The 24,140-nt window shown below is 71.3% G+C and carries 22 protein-coding genes, 1 tRNA gene and 1 pseudogene; 13 read left to right on the top strand and 11 right to left on the bottom strand.

Translation table 11 applies throughout. The annotated features are described in order from the left end of the window. Positions 1 to 43: 43 nt before the first annotated feature. The 3 genes and pseudogenes from KK087_RS08020 to KK087_RS08010 form a co-directional block, all read right to left on the bottom strand. The gene (locus KK087_RS08020) at positions 44 to 922 is read right to left on the bottom strand and encodes an aldo/keto reductase (protein ID WP_214544225.1); all 879 of its coding nucleotides are present in this window, start codon (positions 920 to 922) and stop codon (positions 44 to 46) included. A 190-nt stretch (positions 923 to 1,112) separates the two neighbouring features. Next, positions 1,113 to 1,634, bottom strand: a pseudogene (locus KK087_RS08015) (DUF6264 family protein); the annotation flags it as partial. After that, positions 1,591 to 2,463 (bottom strand): HpcH/HpaI aldolase/citrate lyase family protein, encoded by an 873-nt coding sequence (locus tag KK087_RS08010; protein ID WP_214544224.1) that lies wholly within the window; start codon positions 2,461 to 2,463, stop codon positions 1,591 to 1,593. The pseudogene KK087_RS08015 and the gene KK087_RS08010, both read right to left, overlap by 44 nt. 332 nt (positions 2,464 to 2,795) lie before the next feature. Here KK087_RS08010 and KK087_RS08005 point away from each other — a divergent pair, with 332 nt between their 5' ends. Further along, positions 2,796 to 6,476 carry an AAA family ATPase gene (locus tag KK087_RS08005; protein ID WP_250892775.1) on the top strand — a complete coding sequence of 1,227 codons (3,681 nt, stop codon included), beginning with the start codon at positions 2,796 to 2,798 and terminating at the stop codon, positions 6,474 to 6,476. A 302-nt stretch (positions 6,477 to 6,778) separates the two neighbouring features. After that, positions 6,779 to 7,363 carry a CDP-alcohol phosphatidyltransferase family protein gene (locus KK087_RS08000; RefSeq protein WP_051596961.1) on the top strand — a complete coding sequence of 195 codons (585 nt, stop codon included), beginning with the start codon at positions 6,779 to 6,781 and terminating at the stop codon, positions 7,361 to 7,363. Between the two features lie 106 nt (positions 7,364 to 7,469). On the opposite strand, the gene mscL is transcribed toward KK087_RS08000, so the two are convergent. From mscL to KK087_RS07985, 3 genes are all read right to left on the bottom strand, one after another. Further along, positions 7,470 to 7,964 carry a large conductance mechanosensitive channel protein MscL gene (gene mscL / locus KK087_RS07995; protein ID WP_214528685.1) on the bottom strand — a complete coding sequence of 165 codons (495 nt, stop codon included), beginning with the start codon at positions 7,962 to 7,964 and terminating at the stop codon, positions 7,470 to 7,472. A gap of 76 nt (positions 7,965 to 8,040) precedes the next feature. Beyond that, positions 8,041 to 8,328 (bottom strand): FmdB family zinc ribbon protein, encoded by a 288-nt coding sequence (locus KK087_RS07990; protein WP_214528684.1) that lies wholly within the window; start codon positions 8,326 to 8,328, stop codon positions 8,041 to 8,043. A 1-nt stretch (position 8,329) separates the two neighbouring features. Beyond that, positions 8,330 to 8,914 (bottom strand): 5-formyltetrahydrofolate cyclo-ligase, encoded by a 585-nt coding sequence (locus KK087_RS07985; protein ID WP_214528683.1) that lies wholly within the window; start codon positions 8,912 to 8,914, stop codon positions 8,330 to 8,332. A gap of 115 nt (positions 8,915 to 9,029) precedes the next feature. Between KK087_RS07985 and galU the strand changes: the two genes are divergently transcribed. From galU to KK087_RS07960, 5 genes are all read left to right on the top strand, one after another. After that, positions 9,030 to 9,920, top strand: a complete 891-nt coding sequence (gene galU / locus KK087_RS07980; RefSeq protein WP_027466560.1) for a UTP--glucose-1-phosphate uridylyltransferase GalU — start codon at positions 9,030 to 9,032, stop codon at positions 9,918 to 9,920. Between the two features lie 87 nt (positions 9,921 to 10,007). After that, positions 10,008 to 10,667, top strand: a complete 660-nt coding sequence (locus tag KK087_RS07975; RefSeq protein WP_214544222.1) for a GNAT family N-acetyltransferase — start codon at positions 10,008 to 10,010, stop codon at positions 10,665 to 10,667. Positions 10,668 to 10,784: 117 nt separating this feature from the next. Then, positions 10,785 to 11,894, top strand: a complete 1,110-nt coding sequence (locus KK087_RS07970) for a hypothetical protein (protein ID WP_214564777.1) — start codon at positions 10,785 to 10,787, stop codon at positions 11,892 to 11,894. Positions 11,895 to 11,967: 73 nt separating this feature from the next. Next, positions 11,968 to 12,043, top strand: a tRNA-Ala gene (locus tag KK087_RS07965). Positions 12,044 to 12,257: 214 nt separating this feature from the next. Continuing rightward, complete coding sequence (locus KK087_RS07960) at positions 12,258 to 13,085, top strand: glycoside hydrolase family 25 domain-containing protein (RefSeq protein WP_214564776.1); 828 nt, start codon at positions 12,258 to 12,260, stop codon at positions 13,083 to 13,085. 102 nt (positions 13,086 to 13,187) lie between these two features. On the opposite strand, the gene KK087_RS07955 is transcribed toward KK087_RS07960, so the two are convergent. After that, entirely contained in the window at positions 13,188 to 13,571 is a 384-nt protein-coding gene (locus KK087_RS07955; protein WP_071405149.1) for a response regulator, read from the bottom strand. A 105-nt stretch (positions 13,572 to 13,676) separates the two neighbouring features. On the opposite strand from KK087_RS07955, the gene KK087_RS07950 reads away from it, so the two are divergent. Continuing rightward, positions 13,677 to 14,735, top strand: a complete 1,059-nt coding sequence (locus KK087_RS07950; protein WP_250900935.1) for an amidase domain-containing protein — start codon at positions 13,677 to 13,679, stop codon at positions 14,733 to 14,735. 111 nt (positions 14,736 to 14,846) lie between these two features. Here the strand turns inward: KK087_RS07950 and KK087_RS07945 are convergent, their stop codons facing one another. From KK087_RS07945 to KK087_RS07935, 3 genes are all read right to left on the bottom strand, one after another. Further along, positions 14,847 to 16,076 carry a putative hexosyltransferase gene (locus tag KK087_RS07945; protein WP_214564775.1) on the bottom strand — a complete coding sequence of 410 codons (1,230 nt, stop codon included), beginning with the start codon at positions 16,074 to 16,076 and terminating at the stop codon, positions 14,847 to 14,849. 149 nt (positions 16,077 to 16,225) lie between these two features. After that, positions 16,226 to 18,106: a glycoside hydrolase family 2 protein gene (locus tag KK087_RS07940; protein ID WP_214564774.1), complete on the bottom strand. Its 1,881-nt coding sequence runs from the start codon at positions 18,104 to 18,106 to the stop codon at positions 16,226 to 16,228. An 86-nt stretch (positions 18,107 to 18,192) separates the two neighbouring features. Next, complete coding sequence (locus KK087_RS07935; RefSeq protein ID WP_214564773.1) at positions 18,193 to 19,674, bottom strand: CHAD domain-containing protein; 1,482 nt, start codon at positions 19,672 to 19,674, stop codon at positions 18,193 to 18,195. Positions 19,675 to 19,802: 128 nt separating this feature from the next. Here KK087_RS07935 and KK087_RS07930 point away from each other — a divergent pair, with 128 nt between their 5' ends. Then, positions 19,803 to 21,116, top strand: coding sequence for a phosphotransferase (locus KK087_RS07930; RefSeq protein ID WP_250900934.1), 1,314 nt, complete (start codon positions 19,803 to 19,805; stop codon positions 21,114 to 21,116). Positions 21,117 to 21,191: 75 nt separating this feature from the next. On the opposite strand, the gene KK087_RS07925 is transcribed toward KK087_RS07930, so the two are convergent. Continuing rightward, on the bottom strand, positions 21,192 to 21,542 hold the full coding sequence (locus KK087_RS07925; RefSeq protein ID WP_110862360.1) for a DUF1844 domain-containing protein: 351 nt from the start codon (positions 21,540 to 21,542) through the stop codon (positions 21,192 to 21,194). A 314-nt stretch (positions 21,543 to 21,856) separates the two neighbouring features. Here KK087_RS07925 and infC point away from each other — a divergent pair, with 314 nt between their 5' ends. From infC to KK087_RS07905, 4 genes are all read left to right on the top strand, one after another. Further along, positions 21,857 to 22,531, top strand: coding sequence for a translation initiation factor IF-3 (gene infC / locus KK087_RS07920; RefSeq protein ID WP_081827403.1), 675 nt, complete (start codon positions 21,857 to 21,859; stop codon positions 22,529 to 22,531). A gap of 60 nt (positions 22,532 to 22,591) precedes the next feature. Further along, positions 22,592 to 22,786, top strand: a complete 195-nt coding sequence (rpmI, locus tag KK087_RS07915) for a 50S ribosomal protein L35 (RefSeq protein WP_017887976.1) — start codon at positions 22,592 to 22,594, stop codon at positions 22,784 to 22,786. Positions 22,787 to 22,814: 28 nt separating this feature from the next. Next, positions 22,815 to 23,198 (top strand): 50S ribosomal protein L20, encoded by a 384-nt coding sequence (rplT, locus tag KK087_RS07910; protein ID WP_017887975.1) that lies wholly within the window; start codon positions 22,815 to 22,817, stop codon positions 23,196 to 23,198. A gap of 65 nt (positions 23,199 to 23,263) precedes the next feature. Then, positions 23,264 to 24,115, top strand: coding sequence for a TrmH family RNA methyltransferase (locus KK087_RS07905; RefSeq protein WP_214564772.1), 852 nt, complete (start codon positions 23,264 to 23,266; stop codon positions 24,113 to 24,115). The last annotated feature ends 25 nt before the right edge of the window (positions 24,116 to 24,140 follow it).

The raw sequence follows: 24,140 nt of genomic DNA, 5'->3' as shown, positions 1-24,140 counted from the left end.
TCCTCCACAGGAGCGGCGGGGCGTCGTGTCTGCCGGGGCCTGGTCAGACGGCCGCGGGCTGGGACGCGTCGAGCCGCGCGACGTCCTCCGGACGCAGGCGCACGGTCGGTGCCGTGAGCGAGTTCAGGATCGACTGCGGGCGGGACGCCCCGGGGATCGGCACGACGACGTCGCTCTTCTGCAGCTCCCACGCCAGCGCGATGACCTGCGGGGTGACACCACGGTCGCGGGCGATGTACGCGAAGTCCTCGAACGCGGTGCCGAGGTCGGCCGCGCTCCCGATGCCGCCGAGGGGGCTCCACGGCAGGAAGGCGATGCCGAGCTCGTCGCACAGCTCGAGTTCCGGCTCGCTCGACCGGAACTTCGGCGAGTACTGGTTCTGCACCGAGGCCAGGCGGCCGCCGAGCACCTCGTTCGCGGTGCGGATCTGGTCCGGGTCGGCGTTCGAGATGCCCGCCATCCGGATGACGCCCTCGTCGAGCAGCTCGGCGAGTGCCCCGATCGACTCGGCGTACGGGACCGCCGGGTCCGGACGGTGGAACTGGTAGAGCCCGATGGTCTCGACGCCGAGCCGCTTCGCCGAGGCCTTCGCGGCCTCCTTGAGGTACTCCGGGTGCCCGTTCTGCGCCCAGTTGCCGGCTTCGGGACGCAGGTGTCCGCCCTTCGTCGCGATGAGGACGTCCGAGGTGTCGTCGTGGAACTCCCGGACGGCCCGCGCGATGAGCTCCTCGTTGTGCCCCACCTCGTCGTGCCCGCCCAGGTGGTAGGCGTCGGCGGTGTCGATGAGCGTGACACCGTTCTCGAGCGCTGCGTGGATGGTGGCGATGGCCTGACGTTCGTCCGGTCGGCCCTCGATCGACATGGGCATCCCGCCCAGACCGACGGCACTGACGGACACGTCTCCGATGACTCGTTGCTTCATCGGCCCAGCATGCGCCGGGCATGCGCCCGCACGCCCAGGTGACGACGCCGTGGCGGTGACCGACCGGCGGACTGGAGGCCCGTGGCGGCCCCGCCCCGCGCCTCCAGGCCGGAACGCACACACGTTCTCGGACAGGACACGCGTCGATCGACGCGTGTCCTGTCCGAAGCGTGGTGCCGGTGCGCGCCGGTCAGGCGCTGGCTGACACCGACGACGCGGCGGAACCGTCGTCGACGGCGTTCGCGAACACGACGCCGCCCCAGGCGATGACGACGATCGCGAGCACGAAGCCGATCGCGGCGATCCACCACGACGGCTTCCGGCGGATCCACGCACCGATCGACAGCACGATCGTCGCGACCCCGATGACGAAGGCACCGCCGACCGCGATGGCGGCGCCACCGAAGTACCCGCCGGGCGTGCAGCCCGACGAGGCGTCGCACTCCGCCGTGGCCGAGGCGACCGCGATGATGCCGACGACCGTCGTGATCGCGGTCATGACGGCACCGAACACCAGGAGCAGCACCGTCGAGATCCGGTCGGCGAGCTTCGCCGGCGGGAACAACGTGGTGCCGCCGCGCTCCCACGCGGCGCGCTGTGCGTCCGTGGAACCGGAGGAGGACTGCGGCGGAGGGCCGGGGACGTTGGACCAGGTCATGCGTGCAGTCCTACCGCGCCTCGACCCCGAACGCCTGTGCGAGGCGCTGGATCTTCTGCGCCCGACCGAGTCGCGGCAGGTCGGATCCGTCGCGGATGACCCGGCCTCGGGCCTCGAAGTCGTCGAGGAAGTCCTGCGCCCAGGCGACGTCGGTCGGCGTGGGGGAGATGACCTCGTTGATGACGGGGAGCTGCTCGGTGTCGAGGCAGAGCTTGCCGGTCAGACCGAGCGACACGGCCACCTGCGACTGCTCGCGGAGGATCGGGTGCGACGACCCGACCGTGGGGCCGTCGATCGGACCGGGCAGGCCGCCGACGCGCGATGCGACCACCAGCTTCGACCGCGGGTACGCCATCGCGAGGGTGTCGGCGCTCGTGCCGGTGTCGCGCCGGTAGTCGCCCGAGCCGAACGCCAGGCGGAACGCACCCTGGGCCCTCGCGATCGAGACCGACTCCTCGATGCCGAGTGCCGACTCGACCAGGGCGATCACGGGCGTCTGCCCACCGAGCCGGTGCCACGTGTCGGTGACCTGCGCCGGGGACTCGGTCTTCGCGAGCATGACGCCCTGCAGCCCGGGCAGGCCGCGGAGCTCCTCGACGTCGTCGGCCCAGAAGTCCGTCGTGACGTCGTTGATGCGCACCCAGGCCTCACCGCCACCGGCGAGCCAGGCGGCGACGCCCTGCCGAGCCGAGGGCTTCGCGGCCGGGTCGACGGCGTCCTCGATGTCCAGGATGATCTGGTCGGCGCGGGACCGCTGTGACTTCTCGAACCGGTCGGTCGCCGTGCCGGAGACCAGCAGCCAGGAGCGCGAGATCTCGGCGGGGACCGATCGACGCCGGTTCGGCGTGGGGGCGGACGGAGCGGTGCGGTCGTCGATGGCCATGCCCCGTTGGTACCACACCGGACGGGACGAACGTCTGATCGGACGCGCCGCACGGCTGGTCGGACGGCGGCGCACGTCGGGCCGGACGGCGGTCGGGTCCGTGCGGAAACCCCGAAACCTCGGTTCATTGCCAGAGAGGCCGTCCGGTTCCGCCTACAGTGTCGGATGTGTGGCGAGCGGACAGGGTGACCGACGGTGAGGACGACGTGAACGACGACGTCCCCGTCGAGGGTGCCCGCGTGCGCCCCGATGACGATCGAGACGAGCAGCAGGACGTGGACCAGGAACGGACCGACGACGAGCCGGACCGCACGCTCCGCCCGGAGCTGCAGATGACGAGCCCGCAGGCGATCAGCCTCGGCGACCCGCGACTGCAGGCCGGCAACGCGGCCGAACCGACGTGGGACGGCTGGCGCACCCAGCTGACCGGGGTCGGCGGCACGAGCCCGCTCACGCACTTCAGCGACCACCCGCGCGCACGCATCGAGCTCTCGACCACCCACCCGGGCGGTCTCGCGCAGTTCATCACCGGCAAGACGACGCTGCTGTCCAGCCTGATCCGCGACGAGGTGGCGCTCCGTGCCGCCCGCGTCGCCGCCGGACACGTCGAGGCGAAGGGCACCGAGCTCGCCACGGTGCGCGGCATCGACGCCGTGAAGCTCGGCATCGGCATGGCCGACTGGAAGCACGGCGACGAGCAGTTCCGCGGCCCGGTGCTCCTGCGACCCCTGGCGATCCGCCGGCACGGACGCGACTTCGAGGTGCGGCTGCTCGGCGAACCGGTGCTCAACCCGGGCCTCGCCGACGCGCTGCACGAGCAGTTCGGGGTGATCCTCGACGCGCAGTCCTTCGTGGCCCTCGCACAGCAGGACGGCTCGTTCACGCCGAACCCCGTCATCGACCGCCTGCGTGGCCTGACCGCGCACATCCCCGGCTTCTCCGTGCACGCCCGGCTCGTGGTGTCCACCTTCGCCGAGGTCGCGACCGGCATGGTCGAGGACACCGGCGACCTGTCCCACCCCGTGCTCGACGCACTGGCCGGCAACCCGAGCGCGAAGTGGCAGGTCGAGCAGTCCTACCACCCGGTCGAGCAGACCCCGTCGGACGAGCGCAGCCCCGAGACCGACACGCTGCTGCTCGACGCCGACGACGAGCAGGAGAACGTGATCGCGCAGATCACGGCCGGCAACTCCATCGTCGTGAAGACCCTGCCGGGCACCGGTGGCACGCAGACCATCGTGAACGCCCTCGGCGGACTGGTGGCGGCGAACAAGCGCGTGCTCGTCGTGAGCCCGCGCCGCGCCACCCTTCGGGGCATCGCCGCCCGCTTCGGTGAGGTCCAGCTGCCCGGGGTCGCGGTCACGCCGTCGACCCTGCGTCGTGACGTCGTCCGCGCCATCGCCCGCAACGAGAAGGCCGTTCGTCCGAACCTCCGCGAGGTCGACGACGCCCTGGTCCGGCTGCGCAAGGTGCTGAAGGACTACCGCGGCTCGCTCACCCGCAAGGACCCGGACTTCGGCGTCTCGGTGCTCGACTGCCTGGTGGAGCTGTCCCGGCTGTCGCTGCTGCCCGTCGCCCCCTCGACGACCGCGCGCCTGTCGAAGCAGTCCGTCGCCTCGATGGTCGAGGGTCGCTCGCGCGTCGCCGAGACCATGGTCAGCGCCGCGAACCTCGGTGAGTTCCGCTACGGCCCCGACGACTCGCCCTGGTACGGCGCGAAGTTCGGAGCGAGCGACGGTGCCCAGCGTGCCCACCGCATCGCGAAGGACCTCGACGCCGACGGCCTGCCGACCCTGCTCCGCCGCGCCCACGACCTGGTGAACTCGACGCACATGCGCCAGTTCACGACGATCAACGAGCTCGGCATCTACCTGCGCCTGCTCACCGAGATCCGGGACACGCTCGACCGCTTCCTGCCGGTGGTCTTCGACCGCTCGGTGTCCGAGCTCGTGGCCGCCACCGCCCCCCGCGGCGAGGGCGCACCGATGTCGTCGACGAACCGCCGCCGGCTTAAGAAGCTCGCCCGTGAGTACGTCCGTCCGGGCGTGCACGTGTCCGACCTGCACGAGGCCCTGACCCGCGTGCAGCAGCAGCGCGTGCTCTGGCAGCGCTACGTCGCCGCCGGCGTGAACCCCGAGGTGCCCACCGGCATCGCCGACGTCCAGGTGCTGTTCTCGAACGTCGCCGAGGACCTCGCGCGCCTCGACGAGCCGCTGGGCCGCACGGAGCGCGACCGCCAGCTCGCGAACACCCCGATCGACCAGCTCGTCCCGACCATCGCCGAGCTCGCCGCCGAGTCCGACGTCCTGCACAACCTGCAGGAGCGCACCGAGCTCATGCAGACCCTGCGCGACCTGCAGCTCGAGCCGCTCATCACCGACCTGGCGAACCGGCACGTTCCGGACGTCCAGGTGCCGGCCGAGCTCGAGCTCGCCTGGTGGCAGTCCGCCCTCGAGACCATGCTCGAGTCCGACCGGGCCCTGCTCGGTGCGAACACCGACATGCTCGACCGGGTCGAGGCCGACTTCCGACTCGTCGACGACGCCCACGCGGCCGGGGTCTCCCAGGGCCTTGCGTGGCAGCTCGCCGAGAACTGGAAGGTCGGTCTCGTCGACTGGCCCGAAGAAGCGACGGCGCTCAAGACCCAGCTCCGCGACGGCGCGATCACCTCGCGTCTGCTGCAGGACTCCGCACCGCACCTGTCCCGGTCGATCGCACCCGTCTGGCTCGCCAGTCCGTACGAGGTGCCGCAGATCGCCGACACCATGCCCTTCGACACCGTGATCCTGGTCGACGCCGGTGCCGTGACGATCGCGGAGACCGTCGGTGCCGTCCGCCGTGCCCGCCAGACCGTCGTGTTCGGCGACCCGGTGACCCAGACGCCGTCGCCGTTCCGCATCGCCGTGGACCCCGAGCACCGTGCCCTGCAGGTCGACGAGGGCACGCTCGACGCGTTCCACGCCGACTCGGCACTGGCGAAGCTCTCCACCCTGCTGCCGACCCTGTCCCTGTCGCGGTCGTACCGTGCCGGCGGCGAGGACCTCGCCGAGCTCGTGAACCGTCGCTTCTACGGCGGCAAGATCGAGTCCCTGCCCTGGGCCGGCTCGTTCCTCGGCCACGGGTCGATCGCGCTCGACTACGTCAGCGACGGCAAGGCCGTGCCCGACCCCGAGTCCGGTGCCGTCGAGAGCGTCGACGCCGAGGTGGACCGCGTGGTCCGGCTCGTCATCGACCACGCCCGCACCCGTCCGACCGAGTCGCTCATGGTCATCACCGCGTCGGCGAAGCACGCCGTGCGGGTCGAGCAGGCCGTGCTGACCGCCGCCCAGGGGCACAAGGACCTCACCGAGTTCGTCATCGGCGACCGCGCCGAGCCGTTCATCGTGGCGACGCTCGAGCAGTCGGTGGCGCAGAGCCGCGACCGCGTCGTGTTCTCCATCGGCTACGGCCGCACCCCGCACGGCCGCGTGCTGCGCGACTTCGGTCCGCTCGGCAAGCCCGGTGGCGAGCGGCTGCTGGCGGTCGCGATGACCCGGGCCCGTCGTTCGATGGTCATCGTCACGTGCTTCCAGCCCTCGGACATCGAGGCCGAGCGCATGGGCCACGGCACCGTCGCCCTCGCCGAGATCCTGGCCGAGGTCCGCGCCCGTACCACCGCCGAGTACGTGCCGGACGACTCCGACCCGCTGCTCGTCGACCTGGCCCGGCGCCTCGAGATGCGCGGCATCCCGGTCGCGCTCGGCCACCGCGGCAAGCTCGGCCTCGTCGCCGCGCACGGTGGGGTGTGCGTCACGATCGAGACCGATGCGTCGCTGGTGAAGGGGTCGCTGCGCGAGTCCCTGCGCCTGCGTCCCGAGGTGCTCCGTCGACTCGGTTGGCACTACGTCCGCGTGCACGCGTTCCAGCTGTTCTCCGACCCGGACCGCGTGGCCGACACCGTCGCCGCCGTGCTCGGTGTCGACCGCGGCGCGACGCAGGAGATCTCGATCCCCCCGATCCCCGCACGCCGATGAGCCGCCGGGCCTCGCGGCCCGCCGGTCCGGTGACGCCGGAGACGGACCAGCTGGTGGGCACGTGGACGCGGGCCGACGACGTGTCGTCAGCCGCGCCTCCCGTCCGCCCCGCCGCTGACGGAGGCGAGACGGCGGACCAGCCGGGAGGCCCGGTGCGGCGCCGCAGACGCGTCACCACCCAGCCGGTGGACGGCTACGACCCGGCGCCGCCGCCGGAACCGGCCCGGCACCGCGACGGCGAGAACGACGACCAGCTCCGGCGCGACGTCCCCCCGCACTGGTAACCGGTAGCCTGGCCCGTGATGACTGACACCGCGCGGCAGCGCCCCGACTGGCAGACCTGGCCGAACCTGATCACGCTGTTCCGCCTCGTGCTGATCCCGGTGTTCATCGGCCTCGTCGTCGCCGGCCACCCGGGGTGGGCGCTCGTCGCCCTCGTCGTGATCGGCGTGAGCGACTGGGCGGACGGCTTCATCGCCCGGAAGTTCGACCAGGGCTCGAAGCTCGGCAAGGCCATCGACCCCGTCGCCGACCGCCTGGCGATCATCGCGATCGTGCTGTCCCTGGTGCTCGTCGGCCTGCTGCCCTGGTGGGTGGTGGCCGTCGTCGTGCTCGTCGACCTGGTGCTCGTCGTCCTGTCGAGTGTGCTGTTCCACGGCAACCCGGACCTCGACGTCACGTGGACGGGCAAGATCCGCTCGGCCCTGCTGTTCGTCGGGCTGCCGGTGCTGCTGTTCTCCGCGGTGCACACCGTCGACGAGAACGCGCCGTGGGTCCGGGTCGTGGCCCTGGTGTTCGTGTACCTCGGCACCGCGGGGCACGTGCTCGCCGGCGCCCAGTACGCCGTCGCGATGTTCGCGAAGCGCCGCGCGGTCCCCGCCGCCTGACGCAGGCCCGCCCGCTCGCGACGCAAAACACCGGTGTTCCCACTGCGCACCGCGGTTTGCGGGTGTGCAGAGCGCGAACACCGGTGTCTTGCGGCGGGTCCCGGAGCTAGAGCTTCGTCGAGCCGCCGATGCCGGGCCCCTCGGGAGCGTTCGACGGGGCGATGTGCGCCCCCGTGCTCCCGGCGCCGCCGTTCTGCGGGCGGAGCAGGTCGCGGATCTCGAGCAGCACCTCGACGTCGGTCGGGGGGACGTCCTGCGGGGTCTGCTGCTCGTCGTTCTTGACGCGCTCGAACGCGGCCTTCTTCAGGTGGTTGACCGGCACCACGAGCGCGAAGTACACGACCGCGGCGACGATGACGAAGTTGATGACGGCACCGATGATCGCGCCGAACATGAGCTTCGCGTCACCGCCGGAGATCGTCGGGATGTGCACGATGAGTGCCTTGTCCAGGCTCGAGGCGTTGAACACGGCACCGATGAGCGGGTTGATCAGGGCGTTGACGATCGTGGTGACGATCGCGGTGAACGCCGCACCGATGACGACTGCGACGGCCAGGTCGATGACGTTGCCGCGGAGCAGGAACTCCTTGAAGCCCTTCATGCGAGGGTCTCCTTCCGGGTCGAGGACGGCCGCCGAGTGGCGACCGGCCCAACCTATCCGGGGAGCGCAGTCCTCGTCAGGACGCGGGCTTCGACGTGCTGGGCTTCGACTCGGCCTTCTTGGTCGGCTCGGACTTCTTCGGCTCGGACTTCGCGGAGGTGCTCGACGACCCTTCGGACTTCGGGGCCGGGCGGGAGTCGGTGCGGTAGAAGCCGCCGCCGTTGAAGGTCACGCCGACGGGGGAGAACACCTTGCGGAGGACACCGCCGCACACCGGGCACTCGGTCAGGGTGGCGTCGGAGAACGACTGCTTGATGTCGAACGCGTTGTCGCACTCGGTGCAACGGTACGAGTAGGTGGGCACGTCAGCTCCGGAACGTGATGATGCGCGACGGCGTGATGATGCCGTCGACGGGTTCGTCGTGGGGTTCGCGCGGGACCTCGTCGAGGTACTCCGCGTCGAAGATCACAGCATAGACGGGCGGGCGGTTCGCCATGGACCCGAGGGTCTTGTCGTAGTAGCCGCGCCCCCAGCCCATGCGGACGCCGTCGTGTCCGACCGCCGCCGCCGGGGCCAGGATCGCGTCGACGTCGTTGATCGCGAGCGGGGAGAGGACCTCGCCGACGACCTCCGGCAGGCCGAGCAGGCTCTCGGTCTCGCTCTCGCCGTCGCCGACGGCCCAGTCGAGCAGGCCGTCCTCGCGGGTGACCGGCAGCAGCACACGGATGCCCTGCTCGAGGGCCCAGTTCAGGAACGGCCGGACGTTCGGCTCGTCCGGTGCGGAGAGGTAGAGGGCGATGGACGTCACCTGGCGCTCCTCGACGAAGCGCTGCAGGGTCGCGGTCAGGGTCTCGGTGTCCGCGTCGCGTTCGGTCGTGGTCCGGGTGCGCCGCCGCTGCCGGAGTTCGGCTCGCAGGGCGCGCTTCTCGTTCCCGAGATCGGCGATCATGCCGAGGAGTCTACCGAGCGCTCCCGTTGCGGCTTCCCGCCGGGAACCCGCGTCGATGTCGTGTCCCCAGTAGCGACGACATGCCCTCGAAAGGGGGATCGGATACGGTCTGAGCATGGGCTTCCAGATTTCGAAGGCGGTGATCCCGGCCGCAGGGTTGGGTACCCGCTTCCTCCCCGCTACCAAGGCGATGCCGAAGGAGATGCTCCCCGTCGTCGACAAGCCGGCCATCCAGTACGTGGTGGAAGAGGCTGTCGGCGCAGGACTCACCGACGTGCTGATGATCACCGGGCGCAACAAGAACGCGCTCGAGAACCACTTCGACCACGTGTCGGAGCTCGAGGAGACCCTCCGCAAGAAGGGTGACCACGAGAAGCTTCAGAAGGTGAACCAGTCGACGGACCTCGCCGACATGCACTACGTGCGGCAGGGTGACCCGCTCGGCCTCGGCCACGCGGTGCTCCGCGCGAAGATGCACGTCGGCCGCGAGCCGTTCGCCGTGCTCCTCGGTGACGACATCATCGACGCCCGTGACCCGCTGCTGCAGCGCATGATCGAGGTCCAGGGCGAGAAGAACGCGACCATCGTCGCCCTGCTCGAGGTGCCCGAGTCGCAGACCCACCTGTACGGCATCGCCACGGTCGAGCCGACCGACACCGACGACGTGGTGAAGATCACCGGGCTCGTCGAGAAGCCCCCGCAGGGCGAGGCGCCCTCGAACCTGGCCATCATCGGCCGCTACGTCATCCGCCCCGAGGTCTTCGACGTCCTCGAGAAGCAGGAGCCGGGCAAGGGCGGCGAGATCCAGCTGACCGACGCGCTCATGAAGATGGCGAGCGCCGAGGAGTGGACCGGCGGCGTGTACGGCGTCGTGTTCCGTGGACGCCGGTACGACACCGGTGACAAACTCGACTACATCAAGGCGATCGTGCAGCTCGCCTCGGACCGCGATGACCTCGGCCCCGACCTCAAGTCGTGGCTGAAGGAGTTCAACGCGGGCGAATAGTCGGCCATCCCGCTCGGGTCCGGTGATCACGGACCCGAGCGGGACACCCCGTCCCGCACCGGGGCGGGACCCCGGAGGAACCCAGCGATGACGACGATCCCGACCCTGTCCCACGGGCGGGTCACCATCCGGCCCCTCCGGCTCCGCGACACCCGTGACCTCGACGCGGCGCTCGCGACCAACCGTTCTTGGCTCCGCACGTGGGAGGCCACGAACCCCTCCGGCCACGTCTCCACCGACGTCCGGGGCAGCATCCGCGCGCTCCAGGCCAACGCCCGCGCGGGACTCGGACTCCCCTTCGCGATGGAGCTCGACGGCCGCTTCGTCGGTCAGCTCAACGTCTCCGGCATCTCGTACGGCTCGCTCGCGAGCGCGTCGATCGGATACTGGGTCGTCGAGGACGCCGCCGGCCACAACGTGACGCCGATCTCGGTCGCCCTCGCCGTCGACCACTGCTTCCGGTCGCTCGGCGTGCACCGGATCGAGATCTGCATCCGTCCGGAGAACGCACCGAGCCTGCGCGTCGTCGAGAAGCTGGGCTTCCGGTACGAGGGCCTCCGTCGCCGCTACATCCACATCAACGGGGACTGGCGCGACCACTTCTGCTTCGCGCTGGTGGCGGAAGAGGTCCGCGGGGGCGTCCTCGAGCGCTGGGTCCGGGGGCAGGTGCCTCCCGGCGTGGGAGCCGTGCCGCCCGCCGCACGCGACGAGGCCGCGATGCCGCTGGACACGACGCCCCGCATCTGACGGACCGCACCTGACGGGCCTGGAGGCGCGGCTCACCTTCGGCAGATTCCGCCCGACACGCGCAACACGCGTCCGGCAATGACGCGGCGCGGGAACCGCCGCCCCTACCGTGTTCGCATGGCAGGAATCGGCTCGTGGGGTGGCGGCATCGTCCTGCTCGTCGCGGCCGTCCTCTGGCTCGTCTACCTGATGCCGTCGTGGGCCGCCCGCCGCCAGTACCTGGCCACCGAGCGGAACGCCATCCGGCTGCAGCAGACCCTCCGGATCCTCGCGCAGACCGCCGAGCTGCCGGACGAGGTCCGCATCGAGATGAACGCGAAGTCCCTGGCGCAGGCGCAGCGCGTCGCCCGGTCCGAAGAGGCCAAGCGCACCGCCATCGTCCGTGCCCACGAAGCAGCGCGGCAGCGTGAGATCACCCGCCGGCTGGCCGAGCAAGCACCGGTCCTCGAGCGGGCGTCCGCCGTGCCCGCACTGACCGCGATGCGCATGCGCCGCTCCCGGCTCGGGGCGACCCTGCTCGGCACGCTCGGCATCGTCGTGGCCCTCGTGGTCGTCGTTGCGGCACCGTCGCTCTGGCTCATCGGTGTCGCCGGGCTCGTCGCCGCCGGTGGGTCCGCAGCGGTCCTGGCCCAGCTGCACCAGGTGGCGACGGCGCGGAAGCAGCGTCTCGCGGCCGGCGAGACGGGCGCGACCCGCGCCTCCCGGCCGGCCACCGCCTGGACGGACCCGGCCCCGCCCCTGTCGACCGAGCAACCCGCTGCGCCCGTTGCGGACCGCTCGTGGACCCCGAACCACGTGCCGAAGCCCCTCTACGTGGAGCGGCCGGCCGCTCCGGCCGCGTCGCCCGAGTCGTCCGCCGAGCTCGCCGCCCGACTGAAGGAGCGCGTCGCCGCGGCAAAGGCGGAAGCCGAGGCCGAAGCTGCGGCGATCCGCGCGGGGGAGTCCGACCCGTCGTTGGCACGGGTGTCGCGGATGCGGCCCGAGCTCGAAGAGGCCGCGGCGTCGCTGTCGGCGCACGACCAGGGGCGTCTGGCCGAGCGGCTCGGGCTGCGGGCGCCCGCGGCGCCGGCCGGCGTTGCTCCTGGTGCTCCTGCTCCCGCCGCTCCTGCTCCCGCCGCCGAGCCCGCCGGGCCGCCGAGCAAGTGGGCTGGCATGGGTGTCCTCGACGACGACGCCTACGAGCAGGCCGACCTCGACGCGATCATGCGACGGCGCCGCGCTGTCTGACCCGCGGCACGCCCGACGGCCCACCGGCGATTTCGGCTGGGCCGAACGAGGGTGCTAGTGTGGTCGAGCACTTGGGGCTATGGCGCAGTTGGTAGCGCGTCTCGTTCGCAATGAGAAGGTCAGGGGTTCGAATCCCCTTAGCTCCACCAGGTAGTCAGCACGAGAACGGCCCGGAACCGACAGGTTCCGGGCCGTTCTGTCGTTCCGAGGCTGTGCTGCGAGACACTCCTCCACAGGCCGAGCGGGGTAGATCGTTCGACACAGTTCACGGATCGGGGTGGTGTGTTGTCCAACGCATCGCCCTAGACTCCCCGTGCGCCGCAGGGGCGCCGCCGGCCCGCGGGGCCCGACCAGGGGGAGAGCATGTTCCGTATCAGTCGTCTCGTCGCGACCATCGCGACCACGGTGGTGGTGGCCGCCGGCATCGCGGTCGCCGGCCCCTCGTCGACCGCCTCGGCAGCGGTCACGCCGCTCGGCGTCGACATCTCCTGGCCGCAGTGTGGCAGCCAGGTGCCGACCGACCAGGCGTTCGGCATCGTCGGCGTCAACGGTTCCCTCGGCAACACCACGAACCCGTGCCTCGCCGAACAGCTCGACTGGGCATCGAAGTCCGTCGGGGCTTCGGCCCAGCCGAAGACCCAGCTCTACGTGCTCTTCGCCAACCCCGGTCTCAAGGCGTCGGTCTGGCCGACGTCGAACCGGTACCAGGGCACCGTCCCCACGAACCCGTTCGGCAAGTGCGTGACCAAGGGCGGGAAGAAGCAGGTCACCCTGGCGTGCTCGTTCATGTACGGATACGCCCGCGGGTACGACGACGTCCAAAGCCGCGGTGTCGCGAACCCGTCCGCCTACCGCTGGTGGCTCGACGTCGAGACGGGCCTGTCGTACCAGCGCGACACCGCGCAGAACCGCGCCGCGATGCAGGGCATGATCGTCGGGCTCAAGACCGCCGGTGTGAAGCGGATCGGCATCTACTCGACCGGCTCGCAGTGGAAGACCATCGCCGGCACGGTCAAGGCGAACAGCGCGCTGTACGGCCGCTCGAACTGGATCGCGCTCGGCAGGAGCACCGTCACCAAGGCGCGGAAGGCCTGCTCGAGCACGCCGCTGCCCGGCGGCACGATCGCCATGGTCCAGGTCGAGGTGCCCTACGGGTCCGGGACCATCGACCGCAACGTCTCGTGCACGTGATCTGACTGCGTGACCCCCTGACGGACGGGAGGCCCGGTGCCAGCTGGCACCGGGCCTCCCGTCCGTCAGCGGGTCCCGTCGGACCCGCTCCCTGTCGGAGCGTCAGCCCGCGATGCTCTCCGTCAGCACGCCGGACTGCGCGAACGTGGTGTGGATCGCGTTCGCGGCCTGCTCGAAGGCGCGGTTGCCGCGCGAGATGCCGAGTGCCCCGCCCTTGATCGCGGACTTGCCCGAGCCGCGCAGCAGTCGGGCGACCGTGCGGCCGTCCGGGGCGATCATGATCTGCACGTCCAGGCGGGTGTGGAACGTGCGGTCGTTCGCCATGCCGCCGATGAGGAGCGTCAGGCCGAGGCTGCCGCGGGTCGCACGGAGTGCCCCCTGCTCGGCGTCGTCGACGGTGTAGCCCTCGCGTGACAGCGCCTCACGCACCTGGGCACGGGCGGTCTCGGGGTCGGTGGCGACGAAGAAGTCGTGGCTCTCGGGCATGTGTGTTCCTTCCGAACGGGTCCGCTGGGACACGGAGGACGCTCGCCCCCGAAGACGATCATGCCGTGTCGGAACGACGGAGGTGTCGCTTACGCTGGTCGTGTCATGACTGCCTCGATGAACCGCCGCGCACTCCTGTCCCTCGCCGGCGTCGCCGGGATCGGGCTCGCCGTCGCGGCGTGCTCTTCCGGCAGCGACAAGGGCGGCGACTCGGGCAAGGGCTCGGGCGGCGGGCGTGGGAGCTCCGGGGGTGGGGACGCATCGTCCACCCCGACGGCGAAGCCCGTCGCGAAGGCCGTCACTCCGGCGCAGGTCCCGCTCGCCGGTGGCGTCACGATCACCGTGACGGGGACCGGACTCGCCGCCGTCAAGGGCGTCACCGTCGGCGGTGTTGCTGCGCGCGACGTCACGGCGACCGCGTCGAAGGTGACCTTCACGGCCCCGCACCAGGCGATGTACACGGCCGGTGACGCCGACGTCGCGCTCTTCACCTCGGTGATCGAGCCCACCGCGTCGGCGAACCAGTCCTCTGACGGCAACGGCAGCGCCGCGAACGACGGGCAGAGCGGCGCCACCCAGGACACCGCGACGACCACGCCGACCCCGACCGCCGCCGCGACGCCCGCTGCGGGCAGCGCGGTCGCCTCGACCACCCTGGCCTACGCCGCACTGACCGACGTCGACCGGCAGCTCGCCTACGCGATGCGGTACTGGAAGGACTACAACCTCGCCGAGTACGGCACGATGAACCCGATCGGCGGCGACTGCGCGAACTACGTCAACCAGACGCTCATCGCGCGCGGGTGGCAGCAGCGGCCGGACTGGTACAACCGGTCGGCCGGTGCCGAGCACAGTGCGACCTGGACCTACTGCCCGACGATGGACCCGTGGCTCGAGGACAATGCGGCGGAGTTCGGGCTCACCCGGCGTTCGTCGGACGAGCGCGACAAGGTCAAGGTCGGCGACATCGTGTTCTTCGACTGGAACGCCAACGGCTCACCGGACCACACCACCATCGTGTCCGAGGTCTTCACCGAGCCCGACGGCACCATCCGCATCAAGTCGGCGAGCCACAACCAGGACGGGCCGTACCGCGACCTCGACGAGATGATCACGGTGCAGCACCCCGGCGGATCGGCCTGGTTCCACACCTTCGACGCGTAGCGCCCGTCGCGCCCGCAAGACACCGGTGTTCGCACGTCGCACCGCGGTCTGCGCGTGTTCAACCGGCGAACACCGGTGTCTTGCAGACCAGCCCGCGCCGCGCCCCGCCGCTCACGGGTAGCCGAGGAACCACAGCAGCACGATCGCGACCGGCTGCAGGCACACGCCGACGACCAGCCACGTGACCGCCCGGCGCCGTGTCCCGACGAACACGTCCGACCCGAGCAACGGCGCCATCGGCATGAGCAATCGTGGCAACGACTGCTGCGGCAGGAACACCGCCACCAGGTACAGCGCGTACGACGCCGTGAACGCGAGGACGTCGGCGCCCAAGGCCCGCGTGTTCCTGCGCGAGAAGAACCACACCGCCCCGCCGAGCACCACCACGACGAGCACGATGCCGAGCGGCCCGAGCCACGTCGACGCCATCGTGAACCACGGCGTCAGCGGCGCGAAGTGCTGTCGGCCGACGAACCCCACCCACCACGACAGCTCCGTGTCCAGGTACGCGTTCGGTCGGCCGGTGACGGCCGTCGCGATCACGGGCCACGCCAGACCCGCGGCCGCGACGACGAGTCCGGACACGACGATCACGGCACGGTCGCGCCACGGGAACACCTCGGCAGCCTGCCCAGACCGGCGCGCTCCGACCCACCGAACGACCAGGTGCACGGCCAGTGCCAGCGCCAACGCGAGGACCCCCGGCTTCGTGAACGCCGCCACGACACCGAGCGGCGCGATCAGCCAGTACCGTCGCCGGACGAGGGCGAGCAGCGCGCCGAACAGCAGCACGAGCAGCAGGCTCTCGGCGTAGGCGACCTGCAGCAGGAACCCCGTCGGCGCGAACGCGAACAGGGCGGTCGCCCAACGAGCCCGGTGCGAGCAGCCGACGGCGACCACCAGCCGGTACAGCAGCACGCAGGCCCCGGCCCCGGCGATCAACGCCACCACGACCCCGGCGACCCAGAACGACGCGCCGGTCAGCGTCATCACGACCCGCACGACCGCGGGGAACACCGGCAGGAACGCCCAGGCATTCGGCAGCACGTGGCCGGTCTCGTCGACCGGCAGCGTGGTGGGGTACCCGTGCTCGGCGATGATCCGGTAGAACGACGCGTCCCACGAGCCCGAGAACGTGAAGAAGGACGGGTCCTGCCGGTGTGACGCGAACGGCCAGTCGCTCACCGTCGCCAGCACGTACATCGTCGCCAGCAGCACGGTGCTGACCACCCGCGAGGCGCCCCAGATCAACAGCGGCGCCGTCCACGCGCTGTGCCGTCCGGTCAGCAGGCTCCGGAACCCCCGCCTGGAGGCTCGGCTCGCTTCCGCCACGCTCGTCACCCGCCGATCCTCCCAGACCACAGGCCGTGCCTCGCATCGCGGGCCACCTCCCGCCCGTCGCGAGCCGACCCGTGTGCTTCGAGAGCAGCAATGGTCGGATCCGTCTCACGGACCCGACCATTCCTGCTCACGAAGTGCGGGCCTCCCGGCTAGCGCCCCGTGACCGCGCGACGGATCTGCTCGATCGGCACCTTCGGCGACCGGTCCGCGTTGAGCAGGCCGTTCGTCTCCTGCATGGTGTCGGTGAGTTGCGTGTAGCAGGACCCGGCGAGGAACGAGCTCGCACGGATCGCGTCGTACAGCGCGGTGATGCGGGTGACCCAGTCGTCGCCGTCACTGGCCGAGGTGTAGCCCCAGCCGTCCTCGCGCTGGACGCCCGGCTGGTAGTTCACACCGCCGAACTCGGTGAGCATGACCGGCTGGCCGAGGTCCTCGGCACCCCCGACCAGGATGCGGCGGTCCGCCGGGCCGATCCCCCCGAGCAGCCGGGTCCGTGCGGTGTCGTCCGCGTAGGTGGCTGCGAGCCGCGGGCCGTTGCCCTCGTAGTCGTGGATCGTGACGATGTCGGAGTTCGTGTGCTCCCACCCGTCGTTCGAGATCACCGGCCGCGTCGGGTCCAGCGCCCGCGTGACGTCGGCGAGGGCCCGGGCGTAGGCCTGCTGCGCCGGGTCGGTGGCGATGTGCTGCACGCCCCAGCTCTCGTTGGCGGGGACCCAGGTGACGATCGAGGGGTGCGAGGCATCGCGTTCGACGGCGTCCATCCACTCGCGCATCAGACGCTGCACGGCTCGCGGCGAGAACGCGTAAGCCCCGGGAGCCTCGCCCCAGACGAGCAGCCCGAGGCGGTCCGCCCAGTACAGGAACCGCGGGTCCTCGATCTTCTGGTGGTTGCGGGCCGCGTTGAACCCGAGCTCCTTGATGAGTTCGACCTCGCGGCGCAGGGCCTGGCGTGACGGGGCTGCGATGTGCGACTCGGGCCAGTAGCCCTGGTTCAGGACGCTGCGGACGGGGTGGCGTCGGCCGTTGAGCAGGAACGCGCCGCCGTCCACCCCGACGGTCCGGAGCCCGAAGTAGCTCGCGACCGCGTCGATCGGGTCCGCGTCGGGTGCCGTGTCGCTGTCCGCACGGGGCAGCAGCGTGACCGTGGCGTCGATCAGCCGCGGCGCGTCGGGGGTCCAGTGCAGCTCGTCCTCGGCCTGCCCGTTGGTCTGCCGGGCGATCGGCACGACCACGTCGAACTCGTCCCCGGTCGCGCCGAGCGTGGCCTCGACCGTCGCGAGGTGTTCGTCGCGGTCGTCCCAGCGGGCGTCGACGCGCACGCGCTCGCCGCCGGTTCGGTGTCCGCCGAGCCGGACGGTCAGGCGCATGGTCGCGTGGTCGACGTTCGTCCAGCGCAGGGACTCGATCGAGGCGGTCGGCACGGCCTCGAGCCAGACCGTCTGCCAGATCCCGGTGGTGCGGCGGTACCAGATGGCGTGGGCGTCCTCGTGCCAGTCCTGCTTGCCGCGCGGCTGGGTGAGGTCGTGCGGGTCGTCCTCGGCACGGACCACCAGCGTGTGGACGGCCTCGGGGTCGGTGGCCAGTGCCTCGGTGACGTCGAAGGAGAACGGGGTGTGGCCGCCCTCGTGCGCGCCGACGAACTGCCCGTCGATCCAGACCCGGGCGCGGTGGTCGACGGCGCCGAAGTGGAGGACGATCCGGGGTGCGCCGTCGCCGAACCCGGCGGCGTCGAGCTCGGAGCGGGTGATCGCGCGGGAGTACCAGACCACGGGGTGGAAGCCGGGCTCGTCGATGCCCGAGGCGGGTGACTCCGGCGGGAACGGGACGACGATGTCGCGGGCGTCCGGGAACCCGGTGCGCCAGGCCTCGTCGTCACCGTCGTTCCGGAACGACCACGTGCCGTCGAGGTCCGCCCACGCGGTGCGGAGCATCTGCGGCCGGGGGTACGTGCCGTCCTGCCGCGATGCGAGGGGGAGGCCGGGGGCGGAAGCGGAGTCAGGTGCGGCCACGGTGCCGTCGAGCGTGCTCATGGCTCCATGCTCCCGTGCTGGTACATCGTTGTAAAGAGGGCCGCGCGATCGCGAGCACTCCGTTCAGGAACCAGTCCCGTTCAACATCAGAGCCGCGCGAGCACCCTCCACGACCGCTGGATGCCCTGTCCGAGGGCGGCGTGCTCGGCCGTCGCCAGCGCTCCGTACCCGAACGTGTCCACGCCGTCCTGCGCCGCCACCGCAGCCGACCGTCGGTACGCGTCGGCGGCGTGTGCGGCGTCGAGCGTCTCGCCCAGCGTCTCCTGGACCCGCCGCAGCCGACCGAGCCGGCGCTTCCCGACGTCGGGCAGGTCGCCCGCGGCCTGCAACGCGTACCGCAACCGGCGAGCGGCCTTCCGGATCTCGTGCAGGGTCTCGAGGTCGTCGTCGGCATCACCCAGCTGCCGACCGACCCGTGCCCGTTCGTGCCGGATCCGCCTCGTGGTGAACACCGTCGCGTCCTCGTCACCGTGCGGCCCGGCCGGGGCCCGCAGCAGCAGGTCGTCGAGGGCGTCGAGGGTCCGGAACCACGCCTCGGAGTCCAGGGCGCGCCGGAGTTCCGCCGCAGTGGTGCTGCGGCGTTCGGCGGTCTCCGAGTCGACGCGGTGCAGGGTCTCGGCGTCGACGTAGCCGGCGGGTGCCCGTGCCGCCGAACGGGGCAGCCCCGCGTGCAGCACCTCGGCGTCGCGTGCCGTCCCCGCCGTCCGGCCGATCTCGGCGAGGGACGCCCGCAGGGATTCGGTCGCCTGGCGGTCGAGTGCACCCCGGAACGCGGCGAGCACGCTCCGCAGGCGGCGCACCACCTTCCGCAGGTCGTGGACGGCCTCGTGCTCGTCGATCCGGACCCGGGGCTCCACTGCGACGAGGTCGTTCCGCAGCGCGTCGAGCACCCGCAGCACGAACCCGGCCGCCGTGTCCGACCGGGGACGCTTCGCTCGACCACCGCGTCGTTCCGGGGCGGGCTCGGGCCCGCGGGGGAGCGCGACCGATGGGACGTCCACCGGGTCGGTCGCCGCATCGTGCAGCGCTCGTTCGGCCGCTCGTGCTGTGGCGCTTTCGCGGCCGTCGACCGTCAGGGCCCACCACCGGGCCGACCGCAGGACGGTGGTGTCCGGGTCGCCGTCGTCCACGCGGACGTCCGCGATCTCGGCCCGGACCCGTCCGTCCCCGCCACGGAGCGTCACGAGGCTCGTGGTGGTGTCCCGGACCAGGACCGTCCGGAGCGCACGGCCACGCAGGAACACCTCGACGGCCACCCGCGGGGGAGTGTCGGGCTCGCCCGCCAGAGGTTCCGGACCGTCCGAGTCCGGGCCCCGGTCGATGCTCCAGGTGCCGTCGGACGACCGTGTGAGCACGACCCCCTCGGCCGCGAGCACCCGGTCCTCGGCGTCCCACACCGTCTCGCGCACCGTCACGGGTCCGTACCGACGCACATCGGCGGCGAAGGGCTCGAGCGCGGGGAGCCGGCGGTCGTCGAGGACCCGCCAGGTCCGGCGGGGGTCGATGAGCACGGGGTCGGTGAGCTCGGGGTCGGCGGCGAGAGGAGGAGCGGCATCGGAGCGAGGCATGCCGCAAGTGTCGTCCGATGCGCCCGTGTCGGAACGGGGGGAGCGGCGTCCTGTGGACCCCGCGCTCCGCAGCGCGTCCTGTGGAGGACTCGGCACCTCGACAGCCCCCGGCGCGTAGGTTCCGCTGCATGAGCGACGGAGCACGCAGCGCCCCCGACACCACCGCCCCCGACACCACCGCCGACACCACCGCCGACACCGGTCAGCCGAGCGACCGCGACCTCGAGTCCTGGATCGCCGACCGCCGGTGGTACGCCTCGAAGGGGTCCGTGCCACGCCTCCGCACCATCTCGACCGACGACGGGACCCGCCTGGTGCTCGACGACGCCCCCGCGGTGCCCGTGCTCTACCAGTCACCGACCACGAGCGGCCCCGACGGCACGGTCGTCGACGCCACCACCGATCTCGCATGGGTCTCGGCGCTCGCCGCACGCATCGACGCGGCACCCGACAGTCTCACCCCGATCGGCCGGGTCACCGCAGCCCGCGTCCTCACGGGTGAGCAGTCCAACACCTCGGTCATCTGCGACACCGAGTCCGGCGACCGCGTCATCATCAAGGTCTTCCGCGTGCTGCACCACGGCGACAACCCGGACGTGACCACGCAGCTCGCCCTCACCGCAGCGGGCAGTGCGCGCGTGCCACGGGTCTACGGCGCCCTCCGTGCCGACTGGCCCGACGTCGGACGCCCCGACGGCACGGCGACCGGACACCTCGCCTTCGCCCAGGAGTTCCTGCCCGGACTCGACGACGCCTGGCGCGTCGCACTGCAGGAGGCGCAGGCAGGCACGCCGTTCGGCGACCGGGCCGAGCGACTCGGCACCGCGCTCGCCGAGGTGCACCGGACCCTCGCCCGAGCCCTGCCGACCGAGCCGGCCGACGCGGGACGACGCGACACGGCCGTCGCGACGATGCACGCCCGCCTCGACACCGCGGCCCGCGAGGCACCCGCCGTCGCCGACCACGCCGACGCCATCCGCGCGGTCTACGCCCGTGCCGCCGACGCGACCTGGCCGGACCTGCAGCGCATCCACGGCGACCTGCACCTCGGGCAGGTCCTGTCGGCCCCGGAGCCCCGCGGCTGGGTCTTCCTCGACTTCGAGGGCGAACCCCTCCGCCCGCTCGACGAACGCTCGTTGCCCGACGTCACCCTGCGCGACGTCGCGGGCATGCTCCGCTCCTTCGACTACGTCGCCGGTGCCCTGGCGCACGACGCCGAACCGGTCGACGCAGCAGCCTGGGCGGAGAAGGCACGCCGACGGTTCCTCGACGGATACCAGCGTGGGACCGGCGCGGACCTCGCCGCCCACAGCGCACTCCTCGACGCCTTCGAGCTCGACAAGGCGGTCTACGAGGTCGTCTACGAGACCCGCAACCGACCCGACTGGGTCGGCATCCCGCTCGCGGCCGTCGCGCGCCTGGTCGGCCGCAGCGGGTCCTGAACGCGGCCCACCGACGGACGGGAGGCACGGTGCCAGCTGGCACCGTGCCTCCCGTCCGTCATCGGGTGACGTCGTCTAGTTGACGGGGCCCGTGTACTTCTCGCCCGGCCCGGCGCCGATGGCGTCGGGGATCGCCGACGCCTCGCGGAAGGCGAGCTGCAGCGACCGCAGCCCGTCGCGGAGCGGACGGGCGTGGTGGTCGCCGATCTCGGTCGCGGCGGCGGTGACCAGGCCGGCCAGTGCGGTGATGAGCTTCCGCGCCTCGTCCAGGTCGGTCTGCTCCTGCGGGTCGTCGGCCAGGCCGACCTTCACGGCCGCGGCACTGAGCAGGTGCACCGCAACGGTGTTGATGAGTTCGACCGCCGGCACCTCCGCGATGTCCCTGGCGGCGTCGATGCCGGTGTCGTCGATCGGGGTGTCGCTCACGGTGCTCCTCTGCTAGGCTTGCTCGCGGCAGATGCTGTCCGTGTGCCGTCAGTTCCCTTGACGTCGGTTCTCCTGACGTCACGATCCCTGACAACACCCGGACGGTGTCACGAAAGAGGAGTCTCTCCCACCCGCGGCCGCGTTCCACCAGGCTACCGGGTCACCACCGCTCCGCGAGTGCACGTGTTGCACTCGTCGGTCGGATCCCACGGGTCCGACGCAGGGCGGCTGCCGAACGGGTCGACATCCCGTGCGTCAGATCTCCTCTCTCGTGCTGTCGTCCAGGGCAAACGTCCCGGACGGCCACCACCTGATTGAAGGAGCTCCGCATCACCGATCCCCGTACCAACGACCGAATCCGCGTTCCCGAAGTCCGACTCGTCGGTCCCCAGGGTGAGCAGGTCGGCGTCGTCCCGATCGCCATGGCTCTGCGTCTCGCGCAGGAAGCCGAACTGGATCTGGTCGAGGTCGCGCCGAACTCGAAGCCGCCCGTGGCCAAGATCATGGACTACGGCAAGTTCAAGTACGAGGCCGCTCAGAAGGCCAAGGAAGCCCGTCGTAACCAGGTGAACACGGACCTGAAAGAGGTCCGTTTCCGCCTGAAGATCGACGTGCACGACTACGAGACGAAGCGCAAGCGCGCCGAGGGGTTCCTCCTCGGCGGCGACAAGGTGAAGGCGATGATCCTCTTCCGTGGCCGCGAGCAGTCGCGTCCGGAGCAGGGTGTCCGTCTCCTCCAGAAGTTCGCGGAGGAGATCGCCGAGTTCGGTGTCGTCGAGTCGCGTCCGACCCAGGACGGCCGCAACATGACGATGATCATCGCCCCGCTCAAGAACAAGTCCGACGTCAAGGGCGAGCAGAACGCCAAGCGTGCTGCGCAGAAGGCCGAGCGTCGTGCCACCGAGCACGCCGCGAAGGGCAAGGACGAGGCCGAGGCCGGTTCCACGTCCGAGGCAGCCGCGGAATCCACGGACGCCGCGGCCGAATAGGTCCCCGGACCGACCCCGCAACGACGCGGCCCCCCATCCATCCCACGGAAAGGCACCACCATGCCCAAGCAGAAGACCCACTCCGGGTCGAAGAAGCGCTTCAAGGTCACCGGTACCGGCAAGATCATGAAGCAGCAGGCCGGTATGCGTCACAACCTCGAGGTCAAGAGCTCCAAGCGCAAGGCCCGCCTGAACGAGGACCAGGTCCTCTCCAAGGGTGACGCGAAGAACGTCAAGAAGCTCCTCGGCCACTGAGCCCCGCAGATCGTAAAGGAATAGTGCAATGGCACGAGTAAAGAGAGCGGTCAACGCCGCCAAGAAGCGCCGCGTCATCCTCGAACGCGCCGAGGGCTACCGCGGCCAGCGTTCGCGCCTGTACCGCAAGGCCAAGGAGCAGGTCACCCACTCCCTCGTCTACGCGTACCGCGACCGTCACGCGAAGAAGGGCGAGTTCCGTCGCCTCTGGATCCAGCGCATCAACGCTGCGTCCCGTGCGAACGGCCTGACCTACAACCGCCTCATCCAGGGTCTGAACCTGGCCGGCGTCGAGGTCGACCGTCGCATCCTCGCCGACCTCGCGGTGAACAACCCCGAGACCTTCACCGCGCTCGTCGAGACCGCGAAGAAGGCCCTCCCGGCCGACACCTCGGCCCCGAAGGCTGCGTAGTCAGTTCTTCTGCTCGCGAAACCCCCGCCGCACGGCGGGGGTTTCGTCGTTCCTAGACTTGGGTCGTGAGCGATCTCCTCGAGAACCCCCGTGCCGGACGCGTGAAGGCCGTTGCGGCCCTGGCCAAGAAGGACGTCCGGGCCGAGACCGGTCTGTTCCTGCTGGAAGGACCCCAGGCGGTCCGTGAAGCGCTGGAGTATGCGCCGGAGCTCCTGCGCGAGCTGTACGTGACCCCGACCGCCGCGTCCCGCTACGGCCTGGACGACGCGCCGGTGGACACGTGGTTCGTCACGGAGCAGGTGCTCGACGCGATGGCCGACACGGTCACCCCGCAGGGCGTGGTCGCGGTGTGCCAGCAGTTCCCGACGTCGGTGAAGGACGTCTTCCCCGACCGTGCTGCGGCTGCCGCCGACCTGGAGGCCCGTGATGCGTCCGACGAGCAGGCCGCGTTGCCGGGACTGGTCGCCATCCTCGAAGAGGTGCGGGACCCGGGGAACGCCGGCACGATCATCCGTGCCGCCGACGCGGCCGGCGCCGACGCGGTGGTGCTGACCGGACGCTCGGTCGACCCGTACAACCCGAAGGTCGTCCGGTCGACGACCGGGTCCCTGTTCCACGTCCCGGTGTCCGTCGGAGTGACCCTGGCGGACACGATCGAGCGAGCGAAGGCCGTCGGCTACACGGTGCTCGCGGCCGACGTCTCCGGCGACGACCTGCCCGTGGTCCGCGCCGAGGGGATGCTCGACGGCCCGACCGCGTGGGTCTTCGGCAATGAGGCTCGCGGCCTCACCGCCGACGACCTGGCGCTCGTCGACCGCGCCGTGAAGGTACCGATCTACGGGCAGGCGGAGTCGATGAACCTCGCCACGGCCGCGTCGGTGTGCCTCTACGAGTCGGCGTTCGCACTCCGGAGCTGACGCTCCTCAACAGACCGGCCGTCGG

It is taken from the genome of Curtobacterium aurantiacum (assembly GCF_018598555.1).
In the GTDB taxonomy this organism is placed as follows: domain Bacteria; phylum Actinomycetota; class Actinomycetes; order Actinomycetales; family Microbacteriaceae; genus Curtobacterium; species Curtobacterium aurantiacum.
This window is presented reverse-complemented; position numbering and strand designations above follow the sequence as displayed.